At 65.7% G+C, this 17,474-nt stretch carries 20 protein-coding genes; 6 read left to right on the top strand and 14 right to left on the bottom strand.

Annotation, left to right across the window (positions count from 1 at the left end):
• Positions 1–54: 54 nt before the first annotated feature.
• Together RCH15_RS15055 and RCH15_RS15050 are read right to left on the bottom strand one after the other, a co-directional pair.
• The gene (locus RCH15_RS15055) at positions 55–3,291 is read right to left on the bottom strand and encodes a S8 family serine peptidase (RefSeq protein ID WP_326961474.1); all 3,237 of its coding nucleotides are present in this window, start codon (positions 3,289–3,291) and stop codon (positions 55–57) included.
• Between the two features lie 263 nt (positions 3,292–3,554).
• The gene (locus tag RCH15_RS15050; protein WP_326961473.1) at positions 3,555–3,740 is read right to left on the bottom strand and encodes a hypothetical protein; all 186 of its coding nucleotides are present in this window, start codon (positions 3,738–3,740) and stop codon (positions 3,555–3,557) included.
• Between the two features lie 271 nt (positions 3,741–4,011).
• Here RCH15_RS15050 and purS point away from each other — a divergent pair, with 271 nt between their 5' ends.
• Genes purS through purL form a run of 3 tightly spaced genes read left to right on the top strand, consistent with a single transcriptional unit; the run spans position 4,012 to position 7,359 of the window.
• Positions 4,012–4,263, top strand: coding sequence for a phosphoribosylformylglycinamidine synthase subunit PurS (gene purS, locus RCH15_RS15045; RefSeq protein WP_326961472.1), 252 nt, complete (start codon positions 4,012–4,014; stop codon positions 4,261–4,263).
• Between the two features lies 1 nt (position 4,264).
• A complete protein-coding gene (gene purQ, locus RCH15_RS15040; RefSeq protein WP_326961471.1) occupies positions 4,265–5,023 on the top strand; it encodes a phosphoribosylformylglycinamidine synthase subunit PurQ in 759 nt (252 codons plus the stop codon).
• A complete protein-coding gene (gene purL, locus RCH15_RS15035; protein ID WP_326961470.1) occupies positions 5,020–7,359 on the top strand; it encodes a phosphoribosylformylglycinamidine synthase subunit PurL in 2,340 nt (779 codons plus the stop codon). The genes purQ and purL overlap by 4 nt, the downstream gene beginning before the upstream one ends.
• 43 nt (positions 7,360–7,402) lie before the next feature.
• Here purL and RCH15_RS15030 read toward each other — a convergent pair whose 3' ends face one another.
• From RCH15_RS15030 to RCH15_RS15000, 7 genes are all read right to left on the bottom strand, one after another.
• On the bottom strand, positions 7,403–8,059 hold the full coding sequence (locus RCH15_RS15030; protein WP_326961469.1) for an ATP-binding cassette domain-containing protein: 657 nt from the start codon (positions 8,057–8,059) through the stop codon (positions 7,403–7,405).
• 100 nt (positions 8,060–8,159) lie between these two features.
• On the bottom strand, positions 8,160–9,524 hold the full coding sequence (locus RCH15_RS15025; protein ID WP_326961468.1) for a hypothetical protein: 1,365 nt from the start codon (positions 9,522–9,524) through the stop codon (positions 8,160–8,162).
• A gap of 107 nt (positions 9,525–9,631) precedes the next feature.
• Positions 9,632–10,039, bottom strand: a complete 408-nt coding sequence (locus RCH15_RS15020) for a hypothetical protein (RefSeq protein WP_326961467.1) — start codon at positions 10,037–10,039, stop codon at positions 9,632–9,634.
• A gap of 30 nt (positions 10,040–10,069) precedes the next feature.
• Positions 10,070–10,624 carry a hypothetical protein gene (locus RCH15_RS15015; protein ID WP_326961466.1) on the bottom strand — a complete coding sequence of 185 codons (555 nt, stop codon included), beginning with the start codon at positions 10,622–10,624 and terminating at the stop codon, positions 10,070–10,072.
• A gap of 5 nt (positions 10,625–10,629) precedes the next feature.
• Complete coding sequence (locus tag RCH15_RS15010; RefSeq protein WP_326961465.1) at positions 10,630–11,196, bottom strand: stage II sporulation protein M; 567 nt, start codon at positions 11,194–11,196, stop codon at positions 10,630–10,632.
• A 12-nt stretch (positions 11,197–11,208) separates the two neighbouring features.
• Positions 11,209–11,481, bottom strand: coding sequence for a hypothetical protein (locus RCH15_RS15005; protein ID WP_326961464.1), 273 nt, complete (start codon positions 11,479–11,481; stop codon positions 11,209–11,211).
• A 178-nt stretch (positions 11,482–11,659) separates the two neighbouring features.
• A complete protein-coding gene (locus RCH15_RS15000; RefSeq protein ID WP_326961463.1) occupies positions 11,660–12,319 on the bottom strand; it encodes a response regulator transcription factor in 660 nt (219 codons plus the stop codon).
• A gap of 123 nt (positions 12,320–12,442) precedes the next feature.
• Between RCH15_RS15000 and RCH15_RS14995 the strand changes: the two genes are divergently transcribed.
• Positions 12,443–12,661 (top strand): hypothetical protein, encoded by a 219-nt coding sequence (locus tag RCH15_RS14995; RefSeq protein WP_326961462.1) that lies wholly within the window; start codon positions 12,443–12,445, stop codon positions 12,659–12,661.
• A gap of 109 nt (positions 12,662–12,770) precedes the next feature.
• Positions 12,771–14,027: a sensor histidine kinase gene (locus tag RCH15_RS14990; RefSeq protein ID WP_326961461.1), complete on the top strand. Its 1,257-nt coding sequence runs from the start codon at positions 12,771–12,773 to the stop codon at positions 14,025–14,027.
• 2 nt (positions 14,028–14,029) lie between these two features.
• Here the strand turns inward: RCH15_RS14990 and RCH15_RS14985 are convergent, their stop codons facing one another.
• From RCH15_RS14985 to RCH15_RS14965, 5 genes are all read right to left on the bottom strand, one after another.
• The gene (locus RCH15_RS14985) at positions 14,030–14,323 is read right to left on the bottom strand and encodes a DUF503 domain-containing protein (RefSeq protein ID WP_326961460.1); all 294 of its coding nucleotides are present in this window, start codon (positions 14,321–14,323) and stop codon (positions 14,030–14,032) included.
• Between the two features lie 21 nt (positions 14,324–14,344).
• Complete coding sequence (locus RCH15_RS14980; protein WP_326961459.1) at positions 14,345–14,665, bottom strand: putative quinol monooxygenase; 321 nt, start codon at positions 14,663–14,665, stop codon at positions 14,345–14,347.
• A gap of 51 nt (positions 14,666–14,716) precedes the next feature.
• Positions 14,717–15,271, bottom strand: coding sequence for a DUF1990 family protein (locus RCH15_RS14975; protein ID WP_326961458.1), 555 nt, complete (start codon positions 15,269–15,271; stop codon positions 14,717–14,719).
• Entirely contained in the window at positions 15,268–15,675 is a 408-nt protein-coding gene (locus tag RCH15_RS14970) for an MmcQ/YjbR family DNA-binding protein (RefSeq protein WP_326961457.1), read from the bottom strand. Before RCH15_RS14970 ends, RCH15_RS14975 begins: the two co-directional genes overlap by 4 nt.
• A 77-nt stretch (positions 15,676–15,752) precedes the next feature.
• Complete coding sequence (locus RCH15_RS14965; RefSeq protein ID WP_326961456.1) at positions 15,753–16,178, bottom strand: CoA-binding protein; 426 nt, start codon at positions 16,176–16,178, stop codon at positions 15,753–15,755.
• A gap of 371 nt (positions 16,179–16,549) precedes the next feature.
• On the opposite strand from RCH15_RS14965, the gene RCH15_RS14960 reads away from it, so the two are divergent.
• Positions 16,550–17,407 (top strand): ABC transporter ATP-binding protein, encoded by an 858-nt coding sequence (locus tag RCH15_RS14960; protein WP_326961455.1) that lies wholly within the window; start codon positions 16,550–16,552, stop codon positions 17,405–17,407.
• Positions 17,408–17,474: the final 67 nt, after the last annotated feature.

Here is a 17,474-nt window from a genome sequence, read left to right as displayed (position 1 = left end):
GAAACCGCCGGCCATTGCCTTTACCCAGGAGAACTGGTGCTACTGGTGCTGCGCTTAGATGGCGTTGTTGGGACCGGCCAGTTCCTGGTTCTGGAACTTGCCCTTCTCCTTCTTCACTTTCTGTCCCTTGTCTTTCTTGTCCTTTTTGTCCTTGCCGTCGTGGCTGCCGCCATTTCCGCTGTCACCGGGACCGTCGTTGCTGTCCTGGTCCTCTGACGTCGGCGGCACCACTACCGTGCCGGCCGGGGTCACCAGCACGCTGACGAACGTCGGATCGCTGGCTCCGGCAAACGTCACGCGACCGATGTAGGACCCCACGGCGAGGTTCTTCCAGTTCAGGTTGACGACCCCGGACTTGCCGTTGCCCAACCGCAGCGGGTTCGGTGTCAGGGTCGCGTTGCCCACGTTCGGTACCAGGACCGAGGCATCCACGCTGGCCTTGGTGGCGCGCCCGTTCGGGCTTGCGTAAAGGTTCGCGAAGACCGTGTAGGTTCCGGCGGTCGGGTTGGGAATGGACACTGACTCACTCGCCGAGGACGTGGCCACGGTGAGGGGCCCCTCGGGCGTCATGACATACATGTCGAAGTCAGCATTCTCGTCCGAGGAAAGCACCGAGAACTTGGCAAGCGGACTTCCCGCCGGAACCACCACGTCCTTGACGAAGTTCGAGGCATCCGTGACGCCGGTGAAGGCACCGGGAATCAGTTCAACGGCGGATGAGTCCGCCTTGGACAGCCCGTCAAGGGTCATGGCGATCGGGTTGTTGGTGCCGGAGACGACGTTGATCGCACCGGTGCCGGTACCGCCCTCGGAGGTGAAGGCCACGTCCTTGGCGGCGATGACCGGCTGCGGACGGACCGCGATCGGGGACGCGACGTTCTTGTTTGCGCCCTGCCAGGTGAGCGAACCCATGGCGAACTTGCCGAGCGCCGCATTCTGGTTTTCGAAGGACACCTTGAAGGTCTTCTTCTCGCCTGCAGCGCCGAAAGTCAGGACGGAGGGCGTCACGGTGACCTTGACTCCGGGAACATCGGCCTTGACCCGGTAGGTGCCCGGAGTGAGCGCGGTCAGCGTACGGGTGACCTCGATCTTTCCGGCCAGGTTACCGAGCGAGAACGAGGGGACGTTCATGTCGCGGGCCTTGGTGCTGCCCAGCCCCGGAATGCCGAGATCGGTTCCGGTGCCCTGGATGAACTTCAGGTAGTCGTCTTCGTTGGCGTCGTAGACCAGGCCTGGATCCAGCACACGGGCCGGGTCCACCTGGCCTGCACCGGTAGCGAGAACGTCGGTGTTTTTGCTGCCGTCGGCGTTCTTGACGTCACCTGCGGTGGTCATCATGGCGGACTTGACAGTCGCCGGTGACCACTTCGGGTTCTTGCCCAGAACCAGCGCGCCAAAGCCGGCCACGTGCGGGGCGGCCATGGACGTACCGGACATGAAACCGAACATGTCTCCGCCCATCCCGATCGGCGAGACGCCGGCCAGGACTGCGACGCCGGGAGCAGTGACGTCCGGCTTCAGCAGGTCCGAATCAGTGGCCAGCAGCGGACCGCGCGACGAGAAGCCCGCGATCTGCGGCTGGGCCTCGAGGGGAAGCCCGGTGGTGTCCTTGTTGAGAAGGGACACGGTGATTGCCGGGTTGGCCGTGACCTTGGCCTTAATGGCCTCGGTGGCCGGCGGGTTCACATGAACGGTCGGGACGGCGTGCTTGTCCGTATCCAGCGAGGAGTTGCTGAGGTTGACCAGGATCATGCCAACACCTCCGCCACGCTTAACCTCGGCGCTCTTGGCGACGCGGTCGAAAACGCCACGGTCACAGACAACGACTTTGCCGGCGACCTTCGCTGGATCAAGCGTGTCCGGGCCGCAGAGAGCAGCGTTGGCGTTGCCGGCCGTGATGGCCGCACCGGCCGCCAGGGTGACGCCGGCGCCCTTGACTTCGCTGTTCATGATGCTGGCGCCGCGGAACTTGCTGCCATCGGAGAACTCCACGGTGCCCTGGAGTTCCTGGGAGAAGCTGCTGGCAGCAACGGTGGTTACCCACGGTGCGCCGTGGTTGACGGTACTGGCCGTAGGGCCGGAGTTGCCGGCCGAGGCTGCGACGAAGATACCGGCGGAGGCCGCGGAGAGGAACGCCATGGAAACGGGGTCCGTGGTGGTGGAGGTGGAACCGGAGATCGAGTAGTTCAGGACGTCGACGCCGTCGTAGATCGCCTGGTCAATAGCGGCCACGGACGAGGAGCTGTAGCAGCCGCCGGTGTTCGGGTCCGTGTCTTCCCAGCAGACCTTGTATACGGAGAGCTTGGCGGCGGGAGCGATTCCGCTTGTGAGTCCGAAGCTGCGGCCGTCAACGAAGGTTTCGACGTTGGCGTTGCCGACGGCGGTGCTGCCCGTGTGGGTGCCGTGGCTCGCGACGTCGACCGGGGAGATCTTCTCGATCGGGGACCGGCTGCCCTCGGGAACGTATCGCAGGTAATCGTCCGCGAAATAGTGCGCGGAGAGGACCTTGGAGTTGCAGGCGGACCCGTCAAAATCCTGGCCCGTCTGGCACTCGCCAATGAAGGTGTCGCCGTCGGACTTGAGCATGGCGATCTTGCCGTCATCTGTGCGGTACGGCACGCCGACGACAGGATTGCCGACGAGCGGCTTGACCTGTTCACCCGTGAAGAAGGGGCTGGAGGGCGTGTAACCGGTGTCGATGACGCCCACAACCACGCCCTTGCCGGCCGCGTCCTGGCCGCCGAACTTGGTGTTCCAGGTCCCGTTGGGGCCGCTGAGTTTCAGGAAATCGGTGCTGGAGTAATCGGGGGCGTTTTCGGTGTCGGGGGCAACCACCAGCACGCCGGGGTCCTTGGCCAGTTTGATGGCCTGGTCCGCTGTCAGGTTCGCACTGAAGCCGTTAACGGCCGCAGTGAACTGCCGCTTCATCTGAACTTGTTGCTGCCCGGCAACCTCAGCCTGCTTCTGCTCAAGGTGCGTTTCATACTTCTTGACTTCAGCCTTCTTGGTGTCGAGCTTCTTGCCCGCTTCCGGCTTGGTGGCTGCCAGTCCGGGCGTGCCACCGTCGTACGTGGCTGCCGGCTTCTCGGCGAGGACCACGATGTAGCGGCCGTCCCTGAAGGTGTTGGGATCCAGTTTCTTCTGGGCCACACCGGCGACAGCGGAACCCGCCGGAGCCGCGGTGGCGGGCTGGAGCGCGGCGGTGGACAAGAGAACCGGCAAGCCCAGGGTCAGTGCCACGGCCCTCCGGAGTCCCCCGCTTCGAAGGAAGCTCTTTCCTGGTGATTTCACGTGTGGTTGAACCTTTCATAAGGAACGGACCGGCCTAGCTGCCGGGTCATCGGCTGGCGGGACTGGGAGAAAGAACACATCTCACGGCACCGACGGATACCAGCCGTTTCAAACAGTACAGACTGAGAGCCAAATATGACATAGAACACATAAAGGAAATCAAGAATTGTCACACATATCGACAGGAGTCAGGGTGCAGGGTGAAGGGACGAATCGTCAGGTTTGGGGGTCAGGGGCCCGGCGTAAGGCGCGGCCCCGGCACCCTACTGGCGGGGCGTACGCACGACCTCACTGATCCAGGCCCTCGTCTTCTCATCAAGCGGCCCGGCGACGTTGCTTTCCCGGGCCCTTCGGTCGGCCTTAATTTTCTGCAGGACCATCCGGCCCAGCCCCGCGAAAACAGCAACGGCAACGACGGGCAGGACCATGGATTTCGGCTTCTCAGACATGCGCACATCCTACTGAGGGCACACAGCAGTAGCCAGAGCGGGCGCTGCCACGCTGGCGGTAGCGCCCGCCATCACGCGGCGGCTCCCTTCGGGCTGCCGCGCACCGTTCACACTCCCGGCCCGAATGCAGCCGGACGCTCTGCGGCCGGTAGAATGGGCATGCAAGCTCGCGGAGCGCCCTGTCACGCTGTTCTCACCACACAGCGGATCGGCGTGAGACGGCATCACTCCGCTGCGCCCTTACCCAATGCTCACGCACAGGAGTTGCCGGATGCCCCGGATCGTTGTCGACGTCATGCCCAAGCCCGAGATTCTCGACCCGCAGGGAAAGGCTATTGTCGGTGCACTCCCCCGGCTGGGTTTCACCGCCTTTAGTTCTGTCCGGCAAGGCAAGCGCTTTGAACTCACCGTGGATGGCGAGGTGACCGAGGAAATCCTGGCCCAGGCCCGGAGCGCCGCCGAGACCCTGCTCTCCAACCCGGTCATCGAAGACGTCGTCAACGTCGAGGTCGTCGAGGCCTGACATGACTGAACTTCCCCTGATCGGTGAGGCGGTCGCCGTCGCCGCCCACCCGCTGCTCGCCGGCGCCAGGATCGGCGTCGTCACCTTCCCGGGAACTCTTGATGACCGGGATGCCGTCCGTGCGGTCCGCCTGTCCGGCGCCACTCCGGTGCCGCTCTGGCACGCGGACACCACCCTGGGTGACGTCGACGCCGTCGTGATTCCCGGCGGATTCTCCTACGGCGACTACCTCCGCGCCGGCGCCATTTCCCGGTTCGCGCCGCTCATGGCCAAGATCATCGACGCCGCCAACTCCGAAGCCAAACTGCCGGTCCTGGGCATCTGCAACGGTTTCCAGATCCTCACGGAGTCGCACCTGCTGCCCGGCTCGATGATCAAGAACGACCATTTGAAGTTCCTGTGCCGCGACCAGGTCCTGCGGGTGGAGAACAACACCACAGCCTGGACCCTGGACTACGCCACCGGCCAGGAAATCACCGTGCCGTTGAAGAACCAGGACGGCCAGTACATTGCGGACGAGCACACCCTGGATGCCCTGGAGGCTGAGGGCCGCGTGGTGTTCCGCTACGTTGGCTGGAACCCGAACGGTTCCCGCCGGGACATTGCCGGTATCTCCAACGCTGCCGGCAACGTTGTCGGCCTTATGCCGCACCCTGAACACGCGGTGGAGACGGGCTTCGGACCCGAAACCGGCTCCGGCACCGAGGGCCTCGGCTTCTTCACCTCAGTCCTGAACAAGATCGTGGGAGACAACAAATGACGGAAACGTCGGCTGGCCGGACGGCCGGCACCGCCGCCGAGACCAAAAAGTTCAACATCGACACCGTTGAGAACGCCGCCACGACCCCGGATGTCGAACTTCCGTGGGCCGAACTGGGCCTGAAGCAAAACGAGTTCGACGAGGTGGTCAAGGTCCTGGGCCGCCGCCCGACCGGCGCCGAGCTCGCGATGTACTCCGTGATGTGGAGCGAGCACTGCTCCTACAAATCATCAAAGAACCACCTGCGCCAGTTCGGCGAAAAGGTCACGGACGAGATGAAAAAGGACATGCTGGTGGGCATCGGCGAAAACGCCGGTGTCACCAACCTGGGCGACGGTTGGGCCGTGACGTTCAAGATCGAGTCCCACAATTCGCCGTCGTTCGTGGAGCCGTACCAGGGTGCCGCGACCGGCATTGGCGGGATTGTCCGCGACATCATCTCCATGGGCGCCCGCCCGGTGGCCGTGATGGATCCGTTGCGTTTTGGCGCCATCGACCACCCGGACACCGCCCGCGTCATGCACGGTGCTGTGGCCGGCATCGGCGGCTACGGGAACTCGCTGGGCCTGCCGAACATCGGCGGCGAAATGGTCTTCGACTCTGTGTACCAGGGCAATCCGCTGGTCAACGCCCTGGCTGTCGGCGTCATGCGGCACGAGGACATCCGCCTCGCCAACGCCTCCGGCAAGGGCAATAAGGTGGTGCTCTTCGGCGCCCGCACCGGCGGCGACGGGATCGGCGGGGCGTCCGTGCTGGCCTCGGAGTCTTTCGACGACACCAAGCCGTCCAAGCGTCCAGCGGTGCAGGTGGGCGACCCGTTCGCCGAGAAGGTCCTGATCGAATGCTGCCTGGAGTTGTTCAAAAGCTCCCTCGTTGAGGGCATCCAGGACCTTGGCGCCGCCGGCATTTCCTGCGCCACGTCCGAGCTCGCCTCCAACGGCGACGGCGGCATGGAAGTCGAGCTGACCTCGGTCCTGCTCCGCGACCCGACCCTGACCCCGGGTGAAATCCTGATGTCCGAGTCGCAGGAACGCATGATGGCCGTGGTCACCCCCGAGAACATCGCCGCGTTCGAGGCGGTCATGGACAAGTGGGCCGTGGAGTACTCCTGGCTGGGTGAGGTGACAGACACCGGCCGGCTCATCATCACGTGGGAAGGCGAGGTCATTGTCGACGTCGACCCGCGCACCGTCGCCCACGACGGCCCGGTCTACGACCGCCCCTACGCCCGCCCCGAATGGCAGGACGCCGTGCAGGCCGACTCCTTCACCGGCTCCGTGCAGGATGACGGCCGCCCGTCCGCCCCCGCGGAACTCGCCGCCGCCGTCGCCGAACTCGTCGCCTCACCGAATATGTGCAGCAAGTCCTGGATCACCAACCAGTACGACCGCTACGTGGGCGGCAACACCGCCATGGCTTTCCCGGACGATGCCGGTGTGGTGCGGGTGGACGAGGAAACGGGTCTGGGCGTGGCCCTGGCGACCGACGCCAACGGCCGCTACACCTACCTCGACCCGTACCACGGCGCCCAGCTGGCCCTCGCCGAGGCTTACCGCAACGTCGCCACCTCCGGCGCCGTGCCGATGGCCGTCAGCGACTGCCTGAACTTCGGCTCCCCCGAGGACCCGGACGTCATGTGGCAGCTGGCCGAGTCCATCCGCGGCCTGTCAGATGCCTGCATGGTGCTGGGCATTCCGGTCACGGGCGGCAACGTTTCGCTGTACAACCAGACCGGCACCACCCCGATCCACCCTTCCCCCGTGGTGGCTGTACTGGGCAAGTTCGACGACGTGGCGCGCCGCACGCCGTCGGGCTGGAAGGAAGACGGCCAAGCGGTTTACCTGCTCGGCACGACGGCGGCGGAGCTGGACGGTTCGGAATGGTCCAATATGCGCGGGCACCTCGGTGGCCTGCCGCCCAAGGTTGACCTTGCGGCGGAGCGCGCTCTGGGCGAAATTCTGATCAACGCCTCCCGCGACGGCATGGTGGACGCCGCGCACGACCTCTCCGAAGGCGGCCTCGCGGCAGCCCTCGTGGAGTCCTCGCTTCGCTATGGCGTGGGCGCCCGCATCGCGCTGCAGGATGTCCTGGACCGGGACGGCGTGGACCTGTTCACCGCGCTGTTCTCCGAGACACAGGGCCGTGCCATCGTGGCGGTGCCCCGCTCCGAGGAGATCCGGTTCAAAGACATGTGCACCGCACGCGGCTTCGCGCACGTCCGGATCGGCGTTGTGGACGCCGAGGGCGGCACCCTGGAAATCAACGGCGTCGACACCATGAGCCTGGACGCACTCCGTGAAGCCCACGAGGCCACCCTGCCGAAGTACTTCGGCTAGCGTTTCCCCTGGCTGCGCGGGGCCACGCCACCGCCCAAAATCCCTACGGGATGGGCGCTGCGTGGCCCCGCGTAAGTTCTTCCCACGCCACCGCCTGGTCAATCCGGAGCCGCTCCGGCGGCTGGTGGGCGATCAGGACGATGCACCGCGATGCTGCCCAGCCCTCGAGTTCGCCGATGAGTACATCAGTAGATTCCCCGTCCAAACCGTTGAATGGTTCGTCGAGGACGAGGGTGTCGAAGTCACCGACGGTGCATTGAATGATCCACAAGCGGCGGCGGTTGCCCGTGGACAGGGTTTCCGCCGGCGCCTCGAGCCACGGTCCAAGCCCGTAGTCAGCGGCACGGGCAAGTGCGCGGCCGGGATCAGCACCGCACCAGCGGCTGGCAAAGATCAGGTGGTCCCGGACATTCATCATGGGGTAAAGCGCCGGTTCCGTGCGGCATATCCGCCGTCGCTCATGCGCTTCGGATGCGGCTGCCGCCATCCCGTTCACCAGAACCCGTCCGCTGGTGGTCCGCAAGTAGCCGCTGAGGACCTCCACCAAGGTTGATTTCCCGGAGCCGTTGGGGCCGTGCAGGTGGACAATGCCTGGTTTGTCCAGAATCAACTGGCTGATGTTCACCACTGCAGGACCGCGGCCATAGCCTGCCGCGACGGCGTCCAGTTCTACAAAACGGTAAGATTTCGGTGAGCGCACCAGAGTGCTCCTCCCAGTAGGGCCGCTGCAGAGAACGGCGTAAACCAAATTGCCAGCGCCGGCGCGACTCCCAGCCACACCACCGGGAGACTGCCGAGGATCAGTGCAGCCATGGCTGTGACCAGGCTTTCCCCCGCTCCCCCGCTCCCCCGTCAACCGTGCGCGGGGGAGGGAACAGCCGTTCGGCAATGATGCTGCCGGCGCAGGCACCCACCGCGGCCACCAGCGGGACTGGTTCGACGCGCCCCAGCAGGAGTGACGCTACGGCCGACGCCAGCAACCCCAGGAGGACAGTGGGGGCCAACAGGGCCGTGACGTGGACGGCAACGGTAACCCGCAGGGGTGCCCCAAGCTCCAGCGCCGCCCGCAGGGTTTTGCCATGGACCTGTCGACCAAGATCACCCAGGGTCGTCTCCGCGCAGGCGAGTCCGAGCAGGGCACCGCCAAAGCCAGCCGCCAACATCATGTGTGCGGCTGCCGCGGGAGGGAGGGAGCCCAGCCCGGACCGTTCGACGGCGCCGCTCAGACGGGCAGCAGCCAGGGCGCACGCGGCGCCGGTTAGCGCCCAGCCGAGCCGGTCCTCGACGCGTTTCCGCCAGCTGCGGCGCCGCTGACGCAGCAACAGCCGGAACCAGTACCACCCGGCGGACCGTCCAAGCCGCAGGGTCCTGTGCGTTGCATCCGCGCCGTCGAGTCGGAAGGACCGTGAGCGCAGCCGGCGCATCTCCTTCCCGCAGAGGAGGGCCAGGACCAGTGTCAGGATCGCCAGCAGCACGGCCGGCGTGGCGCCCAGGTCCTGGCCAGGCACGTCGGCGGAAGCGCTCGGGATGGTCCCGCCTCGGGGCAGCCGGGGAATTACTATCCAGGACACCACCAGGCCGGCGCAGGTTCCGGCCAGCGCAGCACATGCGAGGCCCGTGCTGAACCTTGCGCCCACATCAACGGAGTTCCCGGCCAGCCGCAGGCTGATCAGCAGCGTGCCCGTCATCCAGAGCATGGGCTGCAGGATCATGCCGGCCAAGGCGACGGGCAGCCAGTCCGAATGATCCTGGACGGAGACGAGTCCCGCGATCGCGCCTGCCCCCAGCAGCACCCAGAATCCTGCGGCGCCGACAAGCCTGGGAACGACGTACACGGCGTGGACGAGTGCTGCGGGAATATCAAGTGCCCGGAAGTAGGCACGATTGGGATGACCGGACACGGCGTTGCGGTAACGCCCCAGCGCTTCGGCGAAGAACAAACCAAGGCCCGACATAAAAGCCAGCGAAGTCATCAGCGGCAGGAGAAGCGCGGGTGCGGGGACATCCACGGACAGCAGGGCGAAAATACGGGCAAAGGCGTATCCCGCCGCAGGTATGGCTGCGCACAGGGCCACCACGGCCACCATCAGGATTCGCCGGAGGCTGGTGAGGCGCCAGGTCAGCCCGAGTGCATTCGCCAGTTCCGCACAACGGAGATCGATCAACAGCTGGATTCGCGACCACGGTCCCGGCGGCCGGGCCAACGGTTGCGGCCGGAGCGCGGTTGGGCGGGGTTGCTGCGTCGGCTGGACGGATACCGCCGCCCGCGTGCTCATTGAAACCGGCCCGGAGTACTGGGTTTCCGCGACCCTTTTTCTTCCATCGCATTGAAAAGGACGGCAATGGTTCCGATGAAGGCCAGGACCAGGCCTACCAGGCACAGGATGCGCACGGGAAAAACGTTGAAACGGTCGTCGAGGAAGATCGCAAGGGATAGCAGAGGGACCACCAGGAACAGCACGCTGCGGACGCGGCCCGGATCGGCCAGGGATCCCAGCATGCCCAGGATGGGCAGTGCCACTGCCCCGAGAGCCAGCACCATCATGAGCGCCGAGGACAGGCCGCCCAGCTCAGTGCGGTCCATGAGGGAGCCGTCAAGAAGGAGCATCGTCAGCATGCCCGCCCCGCACAGGGCAATGACTGCAAGAACGATTCTTACGTGCGTCGTCTTCAAGGTCATGTGTCTCTGCCCGCTTTCTGTTTGCGTTGTCTAGACGAGGGAAACGGCCGCACCCAGCGCGACGGCGACTGCACTCACCAGGACTGCCCGGCGAAGCCCAACTTTTGCCAGGGACCGACGGTACAGCAGGAGAACCGCGGAGCAGAGCACCAGCACCGGCAGTGCCTTCACCGCGGTTCCGGGCATGGATCCGCTGAAGAACGACCATAGCTGCAGTGGCACGAGTGTCGCGACCACGATTGCGGTAAACAATCCAATATGTACGCGCCGGCCCAGGTGCCGAGTGCCGCCGAAGAGGTTCTGTTCCAAGACTCCGGCCAGGCCCAGATAGAGGGCCAGGACAATCCCGAAGGCGATGATTCCCAGGAGGAGGGCCACGGAGACCGAGAGCTGCAGCAGCTCCGGCTCCATATCCGTCGGCGCTTCGAGAGGAAGTTTTTCCTGCAGCATGGCCTGGGTCTGCGGAACCCGCAACAGCAGAATGCCCATGAGAACCAGGAATATCAGCCAGCGGACGCCTCGGTGGGTGCCGCGGCGGAGAGCATGTGGTGCCTCGAGACGTGGCGCCTGCGGCAAAACGGACATGACCCTCACCTTTCGAATTGCGTAATGATAAATGCCTCGATGGCGGCGCCACAAAGGATCAGGACCGTGCCGGCCGCGAACAGGAGCAACGACCCTGCGAGCGCAGAGGTGTACGTAGACCAGGTCCGGGCGCCGTTCCGGCGGCGCCGGAGGGTGGCGACCAGCGGGTACAGTCCCCCGGCCGCGGCCGCCAGGCAACCGAGGAATTCGAAGGGGACGTACCAGGCAACGGAGGTCAGCAACGCCGCGCCCCCGGCAGTAACCACCCCGATTTTGGCGGTGGCCCCGACATACAGCCCGACCAGCGGAAGCGTAATCAGCGTGGCCGAACCCCCGGTGACGGCCCCCACATAGAGGAGGCACGCTGCGCCCATGTTGCGCAGCACGAGCGTGCCGAAGTTCCAGTTTTGGGCGGCGGGGGCGTCGTCGCCGAGGGATCGAAAGGACGGAAGACTGAAATAACCGATGAGCAGCCCCGCCGCGAACAGGACCGCGCTCAAGGTAAGGGACACTGCGAGCACTTTGGCGTCGACCCTGGTGGGGGTGATAGCGCTGCGGACGAGGCTGCTCATGATGGTCGGGCCCTAAGCGATCGCGATGGCTTTGCCCTTGCGGAGGATGTACCAGCGGATCGTTGCCACGAGTGCGCCGCCGACTCCAAAGCCAAAGGCAGCTGCCACAAGTGTCAGCGCCAGTCCGCCCACTTGGACGGCGGTGACGATCTGGCTTGCTGCCGCCGTCGAGATGCCAAGAGACCCCGCCACCCATGCGATGGCCACACCGCCAATGACGAGGCCGACTGCCGCGATGGCAGCGGCCAGTGAGACCGTCGTCGCCCGTTTTGCCAAGCTGTTCATGGTTACTTCCTTAGAGTGAGAAGCCCTCATCGAGCCGCGTGATACCGGCGTGTGCCGGTCACCCCACCCTACGAAGCGCCGCAGCCGTGGCGCGTCCCCCGAAAGTTCACACTGTGGCGCCCTGCGCGCTACTTTGGTCTATCTCCCAAGGACCGCGCCGCACTCGGGTACGGGCACGTCAAAGTGTGAGCACGCCGAGTTTGAGTGCGCAAACAACGAGCTGAACGCGGTTTTCTACGCCAAACTTGGCCATCAGCCGACCAGCATGTGCCTTCACCGTGGCCTCCGTGACGAACAGGGCGTTGGCCACATCCCGGTTGCTCAGACCCTGGCCGATCAGGGCAAGAACCTCGGACTCCCGCCCCGTGAGTGGTTCGCGCAGCGGGGCCGCAGGGTGGCAGGTTCTCAGCGGTTCGGCTACCAGCGCCTTGACCAGCGCCGCCGTCACTTGGGGACTGACCACCGAGGTACCGGCATGGGCCTGCCGCACGGCAGCTGCGATCTCTGCCGGTCGGGAGTCTTTTACAAGAAATCCCTGGACTCCGGCCCGGAAGGCCGGGACCAGATATTCGTCGGTCGCAAAAGTGGTCACCGCCAGGATCGCCGGGCAATGGTCGGATGCCAGAATGCGCGCAGTTGCCTCGGCCCCGTCCATTAGCGGCAATTGCATGTCCATCAGAACGACGTCGGGCCGCAGCCGGGCGCTCATGGACACGGCTGACCTGCCGTCTTCCGCTATTCCGATGCACGCCATGCCTGGCGCAGCATCGATGAAGACCTTCAGAGCTTGGCTCATGAGCGCCTGATCTTCGACTACCAAAACACGGATGTCATCCACGGTGTCCCCCTCCACCCCTCGACTATAGGCGACGACGAATGTCAACCTTCGTAGCTACCGCGGGCCGGGCGCAATCGAAATACTGGCAGGGCCAATATTTATCCATTCAATGGGGGAAATATCTTGAAGAATGTCCTTGCGCGCACCGCGGCCGTGGTCCTGACGGCAGCGCTCACTTCCGCTGCCCTCCCTGCCACGGCTGCCACCACGCTTCCTCCTAACGCCTCCCCAATCGTCCTGACTCCAACTGTGACGCCCGCAGCGGGCCAGTCCGGGGCGGTCTCCACCGACGGGATCCGGGACGAGTTCGCCAAACTCCGGTGCCTCTTCTTCCGTTGCTGAACTGTGGGTGATCAGGCCGGTGGCCTTCAACGACCGGTTCCATCTCCGGCGACCAGCCGTGCACCGCGGACCGGGCCCGTCTCAGCGGCGGTTCGGTAGGGTGGAGCGCATGAAGACGAGCGCCGCCGACGCGATCCGTTCGGAAGCGCGGCAATGGCTGCGCAATCCGTCGACGTACAGTTCCCGGCCGTTGTCGCCCTGGTGGCAGGCCGCCGTCGCTGTTCTGGCGATCTGGTCACTGATGACGGACGTGCCGGGCCTCCTGACCGAACCGGCGGGCTCCGGCCAGGCTTCAGCGGTGCCTCTCATCAGCCTCGCCTTCCTGGCTCTGGGCCCGCTGCTGGCCACGGTGCGCTGCTGGGCCGGAGCGGCGGTGACGCTTGCCGGCGCGGTGCCGGAACTCGACAGCCCCGCCTCGCATGCCCTGCTGTTCCTCAGCCTCGCGGTGCTCATCTGCGCCTTCACCGGGACCAAGAGGGTGAGCAGCGGGGTGCTCGCGCTGGTGCTTCTTTGGATGACGGCCAATGCCGCCCTGGTTCCCTTCGACTATCTGTTCGTCAACATCGCCGTGGCCGTCAGTATCTGCCTGCTATATGGGATTTCCCGGGCAGGGATCCACTCCCGGGAACTGTTCGAGCGCAGCAGCGCGGAACAGGAACAGGCGCGACTCGATCACGCCGAAGCCCTCGCGTCGGGTCGCCGGCAGATCACCCGGGACTTGCACGACGTGATCGCCCACGATGTCACCGTCATTGCCCTGCAGGCGGATGCCGCGCTGTCCGGATCCGATCCGTCGTTTCGTCACCAGAGCCTCGAAGCGATCTCCGATGCGGCGCACCGGGCACTGACCGATCTTCGATCGATGATGCGGGTCCTTTCGCCAGCCATGGGCGGCGATGGTCCCCCCGCGGAGTCCTCCCTTACCCGCTCCCTGGCTGACATCGTGGGGCATCTGCGGCGGCTTGGATATCCCACGGAGGTAGAGGTGACCGGCGATCCCGACACTCTTTCCGCCATGGTTGTTCTCGGGGTCCGGCCCATCCTGCGCGAATGCAGCACCAACGTGATCGTTCACGCCGCCCCGGGCTCGCAGGTCCGGTTCACCCTTGAATCCGGCCCTCAGAGCCTCGTCCTGACCGTCTCCAACGAAGTGTCCGCCAACGGCGGCCCCGCCGGCCGGACCCCCCGGGGTGGTTTCGGTCTGGGCTTTATGCGCGAACGGGTGGAACGCCTCGGCGGCCACCTGTCCACCGGGGTCGAGGGCGGACTGTGGATGGTCCGGGCCACGTTCCCGGTGACCGCCACCGGCGGCGCGCCAGATGCTCCCACCGCAGGCGCGGACAGGACGCCGGCCGTGCGCCCCTGACGTCAGTCGTCGCTGCGGAGCTCCCGCTGCCGGGCACTGAGCAGTTCCACCTCGGGGCGGGCAGCCATGAAGCGCTCAACGGCGGCCAGCACCTCCACCAGGTGGGCGCGGTCAGCGGCGACCAGTCCGACGCCGATCATGGCGCGCCGGTGCTGGTCGTGGAAGTCTGTCTCGGCGACGGAAACATCGAAGCGCCGCTTCAGTTCCGCCTGCACGGGCCGCACGACGGAGCGTTTCTCCTTCAGGCTGTGGACGTCGCCGAGGAGGAGGTCGAATTCAATCCAGCCGATCCACATGGCGTGCAGTTGCCGGCGGCGTCAGCCGATGGTCAGTTCGCCCATCCGGTCCCAGCCGTCACCGTCGAACTGACGGCTGATGATCCGGGGGGTTTCCGCCAGGGCCTGCGGCATGTCAGCCATGGCCTGCTTAAAGTGGGCGCTGTTGACGTGGTCCCCGGCGGCGTCGTCCTTGAACGCTTCCACCAGGACGAATTCGTTCGGGTCCTCCACACTGCGGGACCAATCGAACCAGAGATTGCCCGGCTCCTGCCGGGTGGCCCGGGTAAAGTCCTCCACGAGGCCGAGCCAACGCTCGGACCAATCGGGCTTGACCTTGAATTTTACGACGATGAAGATCACGGGAAGCTGCCTTTCGGGGAGGCGGATCGGGGTTTCATTGTTACAGGGAACTCAGGGGGCCGCGGCGGGTTCCCGTGCCAGTAGTTGCGCAGTCCTAATGTAACGGGACGTGATGTGGTCCCGTGCCAGCTTTGTCAGGGCGCCGCCCGCTGCGTAAAACCAGTTGGACGGCACGCCAAAGGCGGTGATGTGGACCAGGACCCTGCCCTGCCCATCGATCGAAACCTCAAACGCTTCCTCACCCCGGACGGGATGCCCAGGGAGGGTGCCGTAGCCGAAACCGGCGGACTGGGGCCCGTCCCCCTGCGCCGGGTGGCGGACCCAGACCACCTCGCACGGCGCGTTGAGCCGGAACGGCCCGACGCCGAAACCGCTCACCACGCGCGTGCCGGGGACCACGGTGCCGGATTCTGCCCGGACCCGCAACCCTGCCCCTTTCTGCAGCTGCCAGCCCAGAATGCCCTCTGCCACACGCCGGTACGCGGGCATCCCTTCGCCAACGTCAGCGCGAGTGACCACGCTTTGGGCCCCAGCGGGCAACTGACCATGCTCCGTGGAACCGATCCCTACGTAGTTCAGCTGACCCGCCGCGATCCGGGTGCTCATGCCCGCCCGCCGATCAGCCGCGCCCAGCCAAGCTGCTCCTGCTGGAGCCGGCTCAGCGACGCCACCACCAGGTCGTAGGAATCCTCAACCATGTCGCGCACCATCGAATCGGGCAGGGCACCATCCAGGCGTACGCCATTCCAGTGTCTTTTGTTCAGATGCCACGCTCCAGTAATTTCCGGGTGCGCCGCGCGCAACTGCTCAGCCAGGGCCGGTTCGCACTTCAGGCTTACCGCGAAGTCGGTCTCCTGCATGGCGGAGAGCGCAAACATCTTTGCCTCGTGCCGGCCGCCGCCGGACACTGCGGCCCGCACCTTGAAGACCGACGTCTCCGGGCCGAAGGGGAAGTCCTCGAAGGCGCCGGGAAAGCCCAGGCAGATCCGCCGCAGTTCTGCTGCATCCATGCTTCGAGCCTACCGGCCGGCCCGGACATTTTGCAGGGGCCAGTGCCGGGCGTGATGACTGCCACGGCGGCGCCGGCTTAGAGACCGAAGCGCCTGGCCTCCTGCGCGGGGCAGGCGTTCATGATGACGTCGAGACCGGCTGCTTTTGCCCGCGCCGCCGCGGCTTCGTCAATGACTCCCAGCTGCATCCAGACCGCTTTAGCGCCAACAGCAACCGCCTCATCCACCACGGCCCCCACCCGTCCGGAGTTCACGAAGCAGTCCACGACGTCGACCGGCTGCTTCTCGGCCGGGATGGCGGCCAGAGTGGCGTAGCCGGTCTCCCCATGCACCGGATCGCCGGGCAGGTTCACCGGGATGATCTCCATCCCGAGCCGGTCACGGATGAAAAGGGAGGTGTCGTAGGCGGCCCGCCATTCGTTCGTCGACAAACCCACAATGGCCCACCGCGCCCTGGTGCGCATGAGCTTTTCGAGGACTGTCGGATCGTTGACGTGGGCCATGTGCACAGCCTAACCGCACCGGCCGACACGCCGGCAAGATTGCCGCGGACCAAGGGAGGCCCCGGAAACCGGACCGGCGGCATACCCGAACAAGTGATCGGTAACGAGGGCAAAGATCCGACTCAAATCGAATATTACGCCAAAAAACGGTCCATATTTGAGAAAAAGCGCGACATCCGTTTTAGTTGAGAGCGACCATCCCGAGCGGCCGAGAGACCTGGATCGATGAAGCCGCAGCAACCCTGGTCGTTGGAATCCTGCCCTGGACTCCGGCGATAGCAAGGCAAGAGCCGCGGGAACAGCCGGACTGACTACCCGGCTCGAAGGCTCTTTCCGTAGGGTGCTACTGCCAGGACCGATGGAGTGCCGCTATGACAACCTTCCTGTCCTCCTCCGCGCCCGAGACGTTATTCGACGGCGCCGGAGCCACCCCCCACACCCCGGCCCTGCCGGTCGCTTTCCGCTCGCTGCGCCGCACCTTCGGCACCGGCGCCGATGCGCATACGGTCCTCCGTGACATTGACTTCGACATCCACGCCGGAGAAGTGCTGGCCATCCTTGGTACCTCCGGCTGCGGCAAATCCACGCTGCTCCGGGCGGCCGCCGGGCTCGACTCCCCCACCACCGGCAGGGTTGATATCGACGGCACACCCGTCCAGGGCATCGACGCGCGTTGCGCCTTCGCCTTCCAGGAACCGCGCCTCCTGCCGTGGCACACCTTGCAGGCCAACATCGCCATCGGCCTGCCTCCCGGTATCAGCGCCCGGGACGGCAAAGCCAAGGTGTCCCGGCTGCTCGAGCTCGTCGGGCTGACGGAGTTCGCCAAGCACCGCCCCCGCGAAATTTCCGGAGGCATGGCCCAGCGTGCCTCGTTGGCCCGCGCCCTGGCGCGCAACCCCGGCGTCCTGCTCCTCGATGAACCGTTCGGTGCGCTCGATGCGCTCACCCGAATCAACATGCAGGACCTCCTGTTGGACATTCACCGCGCCGAACCCACCACGGTGCTGTTGGTAACCCACGACGTCGACGAGGCCCTCCAGCTTGCCGACCGCATCATCGTCCTCGGCACGGAAAACAGCGACGTCGCGGGTTCTCCTTCCACAGCACCCGGCGCCACCATCGTGCGTACCGTTGCCGTCCCCGGCGAGCGCCCCCGCAACCGCGGATCCGTGGAACTGGCCCGCATGCGGGCCTCCCTCCTGGCGACCCTCGGCGTCGACGGCCACTAGCCGCCCGTTCGGGTAGTGTGCGGCCGCCCGGAACGTCCGGACCGCCAGCTGCCACCCAACCCACGCC

It is taken from the genome of Arthrobacter sp. MP_M4 (assembly GCF_035984855.1).
Lineage (GTDB): Bacteria > Actinomycetota > Actinomycetes > Actinomycetales > Micrococcaceae > Arthrobacter.
The sequence above is the reverse complement of the archived record's forward strand: the minus strand, read 5'-3'. Positions and strand labels throughout refer to the sequence as shown.

Excerpts from the sequence above, each read along its gene's own strand:
- RCH15_RS15010 (WP_326961465.1), bottom strand. The coding sequence starts at position 11,196 with ATGAGCAGCCTCGTCCGCAGCGCTATCACCCCCACCAGGGTCGACGCC.
- purQ (WP_326961471.1), top strand. The coding sequence starts at position 4,265 with ATGACTGAACTTCCCCTGATCGGTGAGGCGGTCGCCGTCGCCGCCCAC.
- RCH15_RS14965 (WP_326961456.1), bottom strand. The coding sequence starts at position 16,178 with ATGGCCCACGTCAACGATCCGACAGTCCTCGAAAAGCTCATGCGCACC.
- purL (WP_326961470.1), top strand. The coding sequence starts at position 5,020 with ATGACGGAAACGTCGGCTGGCCGGACGGCCGGCACCGCCGCCGAGACC.
- RCH15_RS15020 (WP_326961467.1), bottom strand. The coding sequence starts at position 10,039 with ATGACCTTGAAGACGACGCACGTAAGAATCGTTCTTGCAGTCATTGCC.
- RCH15_RS14970 (WP_326961457.1), bottom strand. The coding sequence starts at position 15,675 with ATGGATGCAGCAGAACTGCGGCGGATCTGCCTGGGCTTTCCCGGCGCC.
- RCH15_RS14975 (WP_326961458.1), bottom strand. The coding sequence starts at position 15,271 with ATGAGCACCCGGATCGCGGCGGGTCAGCTGAACTACGTAGGGATCGGT.
- RCH15_RS14960 (WP_326961455.1), top strand. The coding sequence starts at position 16,550 with ATGACAACCTTCCTGTCCTCCTCCGCGCCCGAGACGTTATTCGACGGC.
- RCH15_RS14990 (WP_326961461.1), top strand. The coding sequence starts at position 12,771 with ATGAAGACGAGCGCCGCCGACGCGATCCGTTCGGAAGCGCGGCAATGG.
- purS (WP_326961472.1), top strand. The coding sequence starts at position 4,012 with ATGCCCCGGATCGTTGTCGACGTCATGCCCAAGCCCGAGATTCTCGAC.
- RCH15_RS15015 (WP_326961466.1), bottom strand. The coding sequence starts at position 10,624 with ATGTCCGTTTTGCCGCAGGCGCCACGTCTCGAGGCACCACATGCTCTC.
- RCH15_RS14985 (WP_326961460.1), bottom strand. The coding sequence starts at position 14,323 with ATGTGGATCGGCTGGATTGAATTCGACCTCCTCCTCGGCGACGTCCAC.
- RCH15_RS15050 (WP_326961473.1), bottom strand. The coding sequence starts at position 3,740 with ATGTCTGAGAAGCCGAAATCCATGGTCCTGCCCGTCGTTGCCGTTGCT.
- RCH15_RS15005 (WP_326961464.1), bottom strand. The coding sequence starts at position 11,481 with ATGAACAGCTTGGCAAAACGGGCGACGACGGTCTCACTGGCCGCTGCC.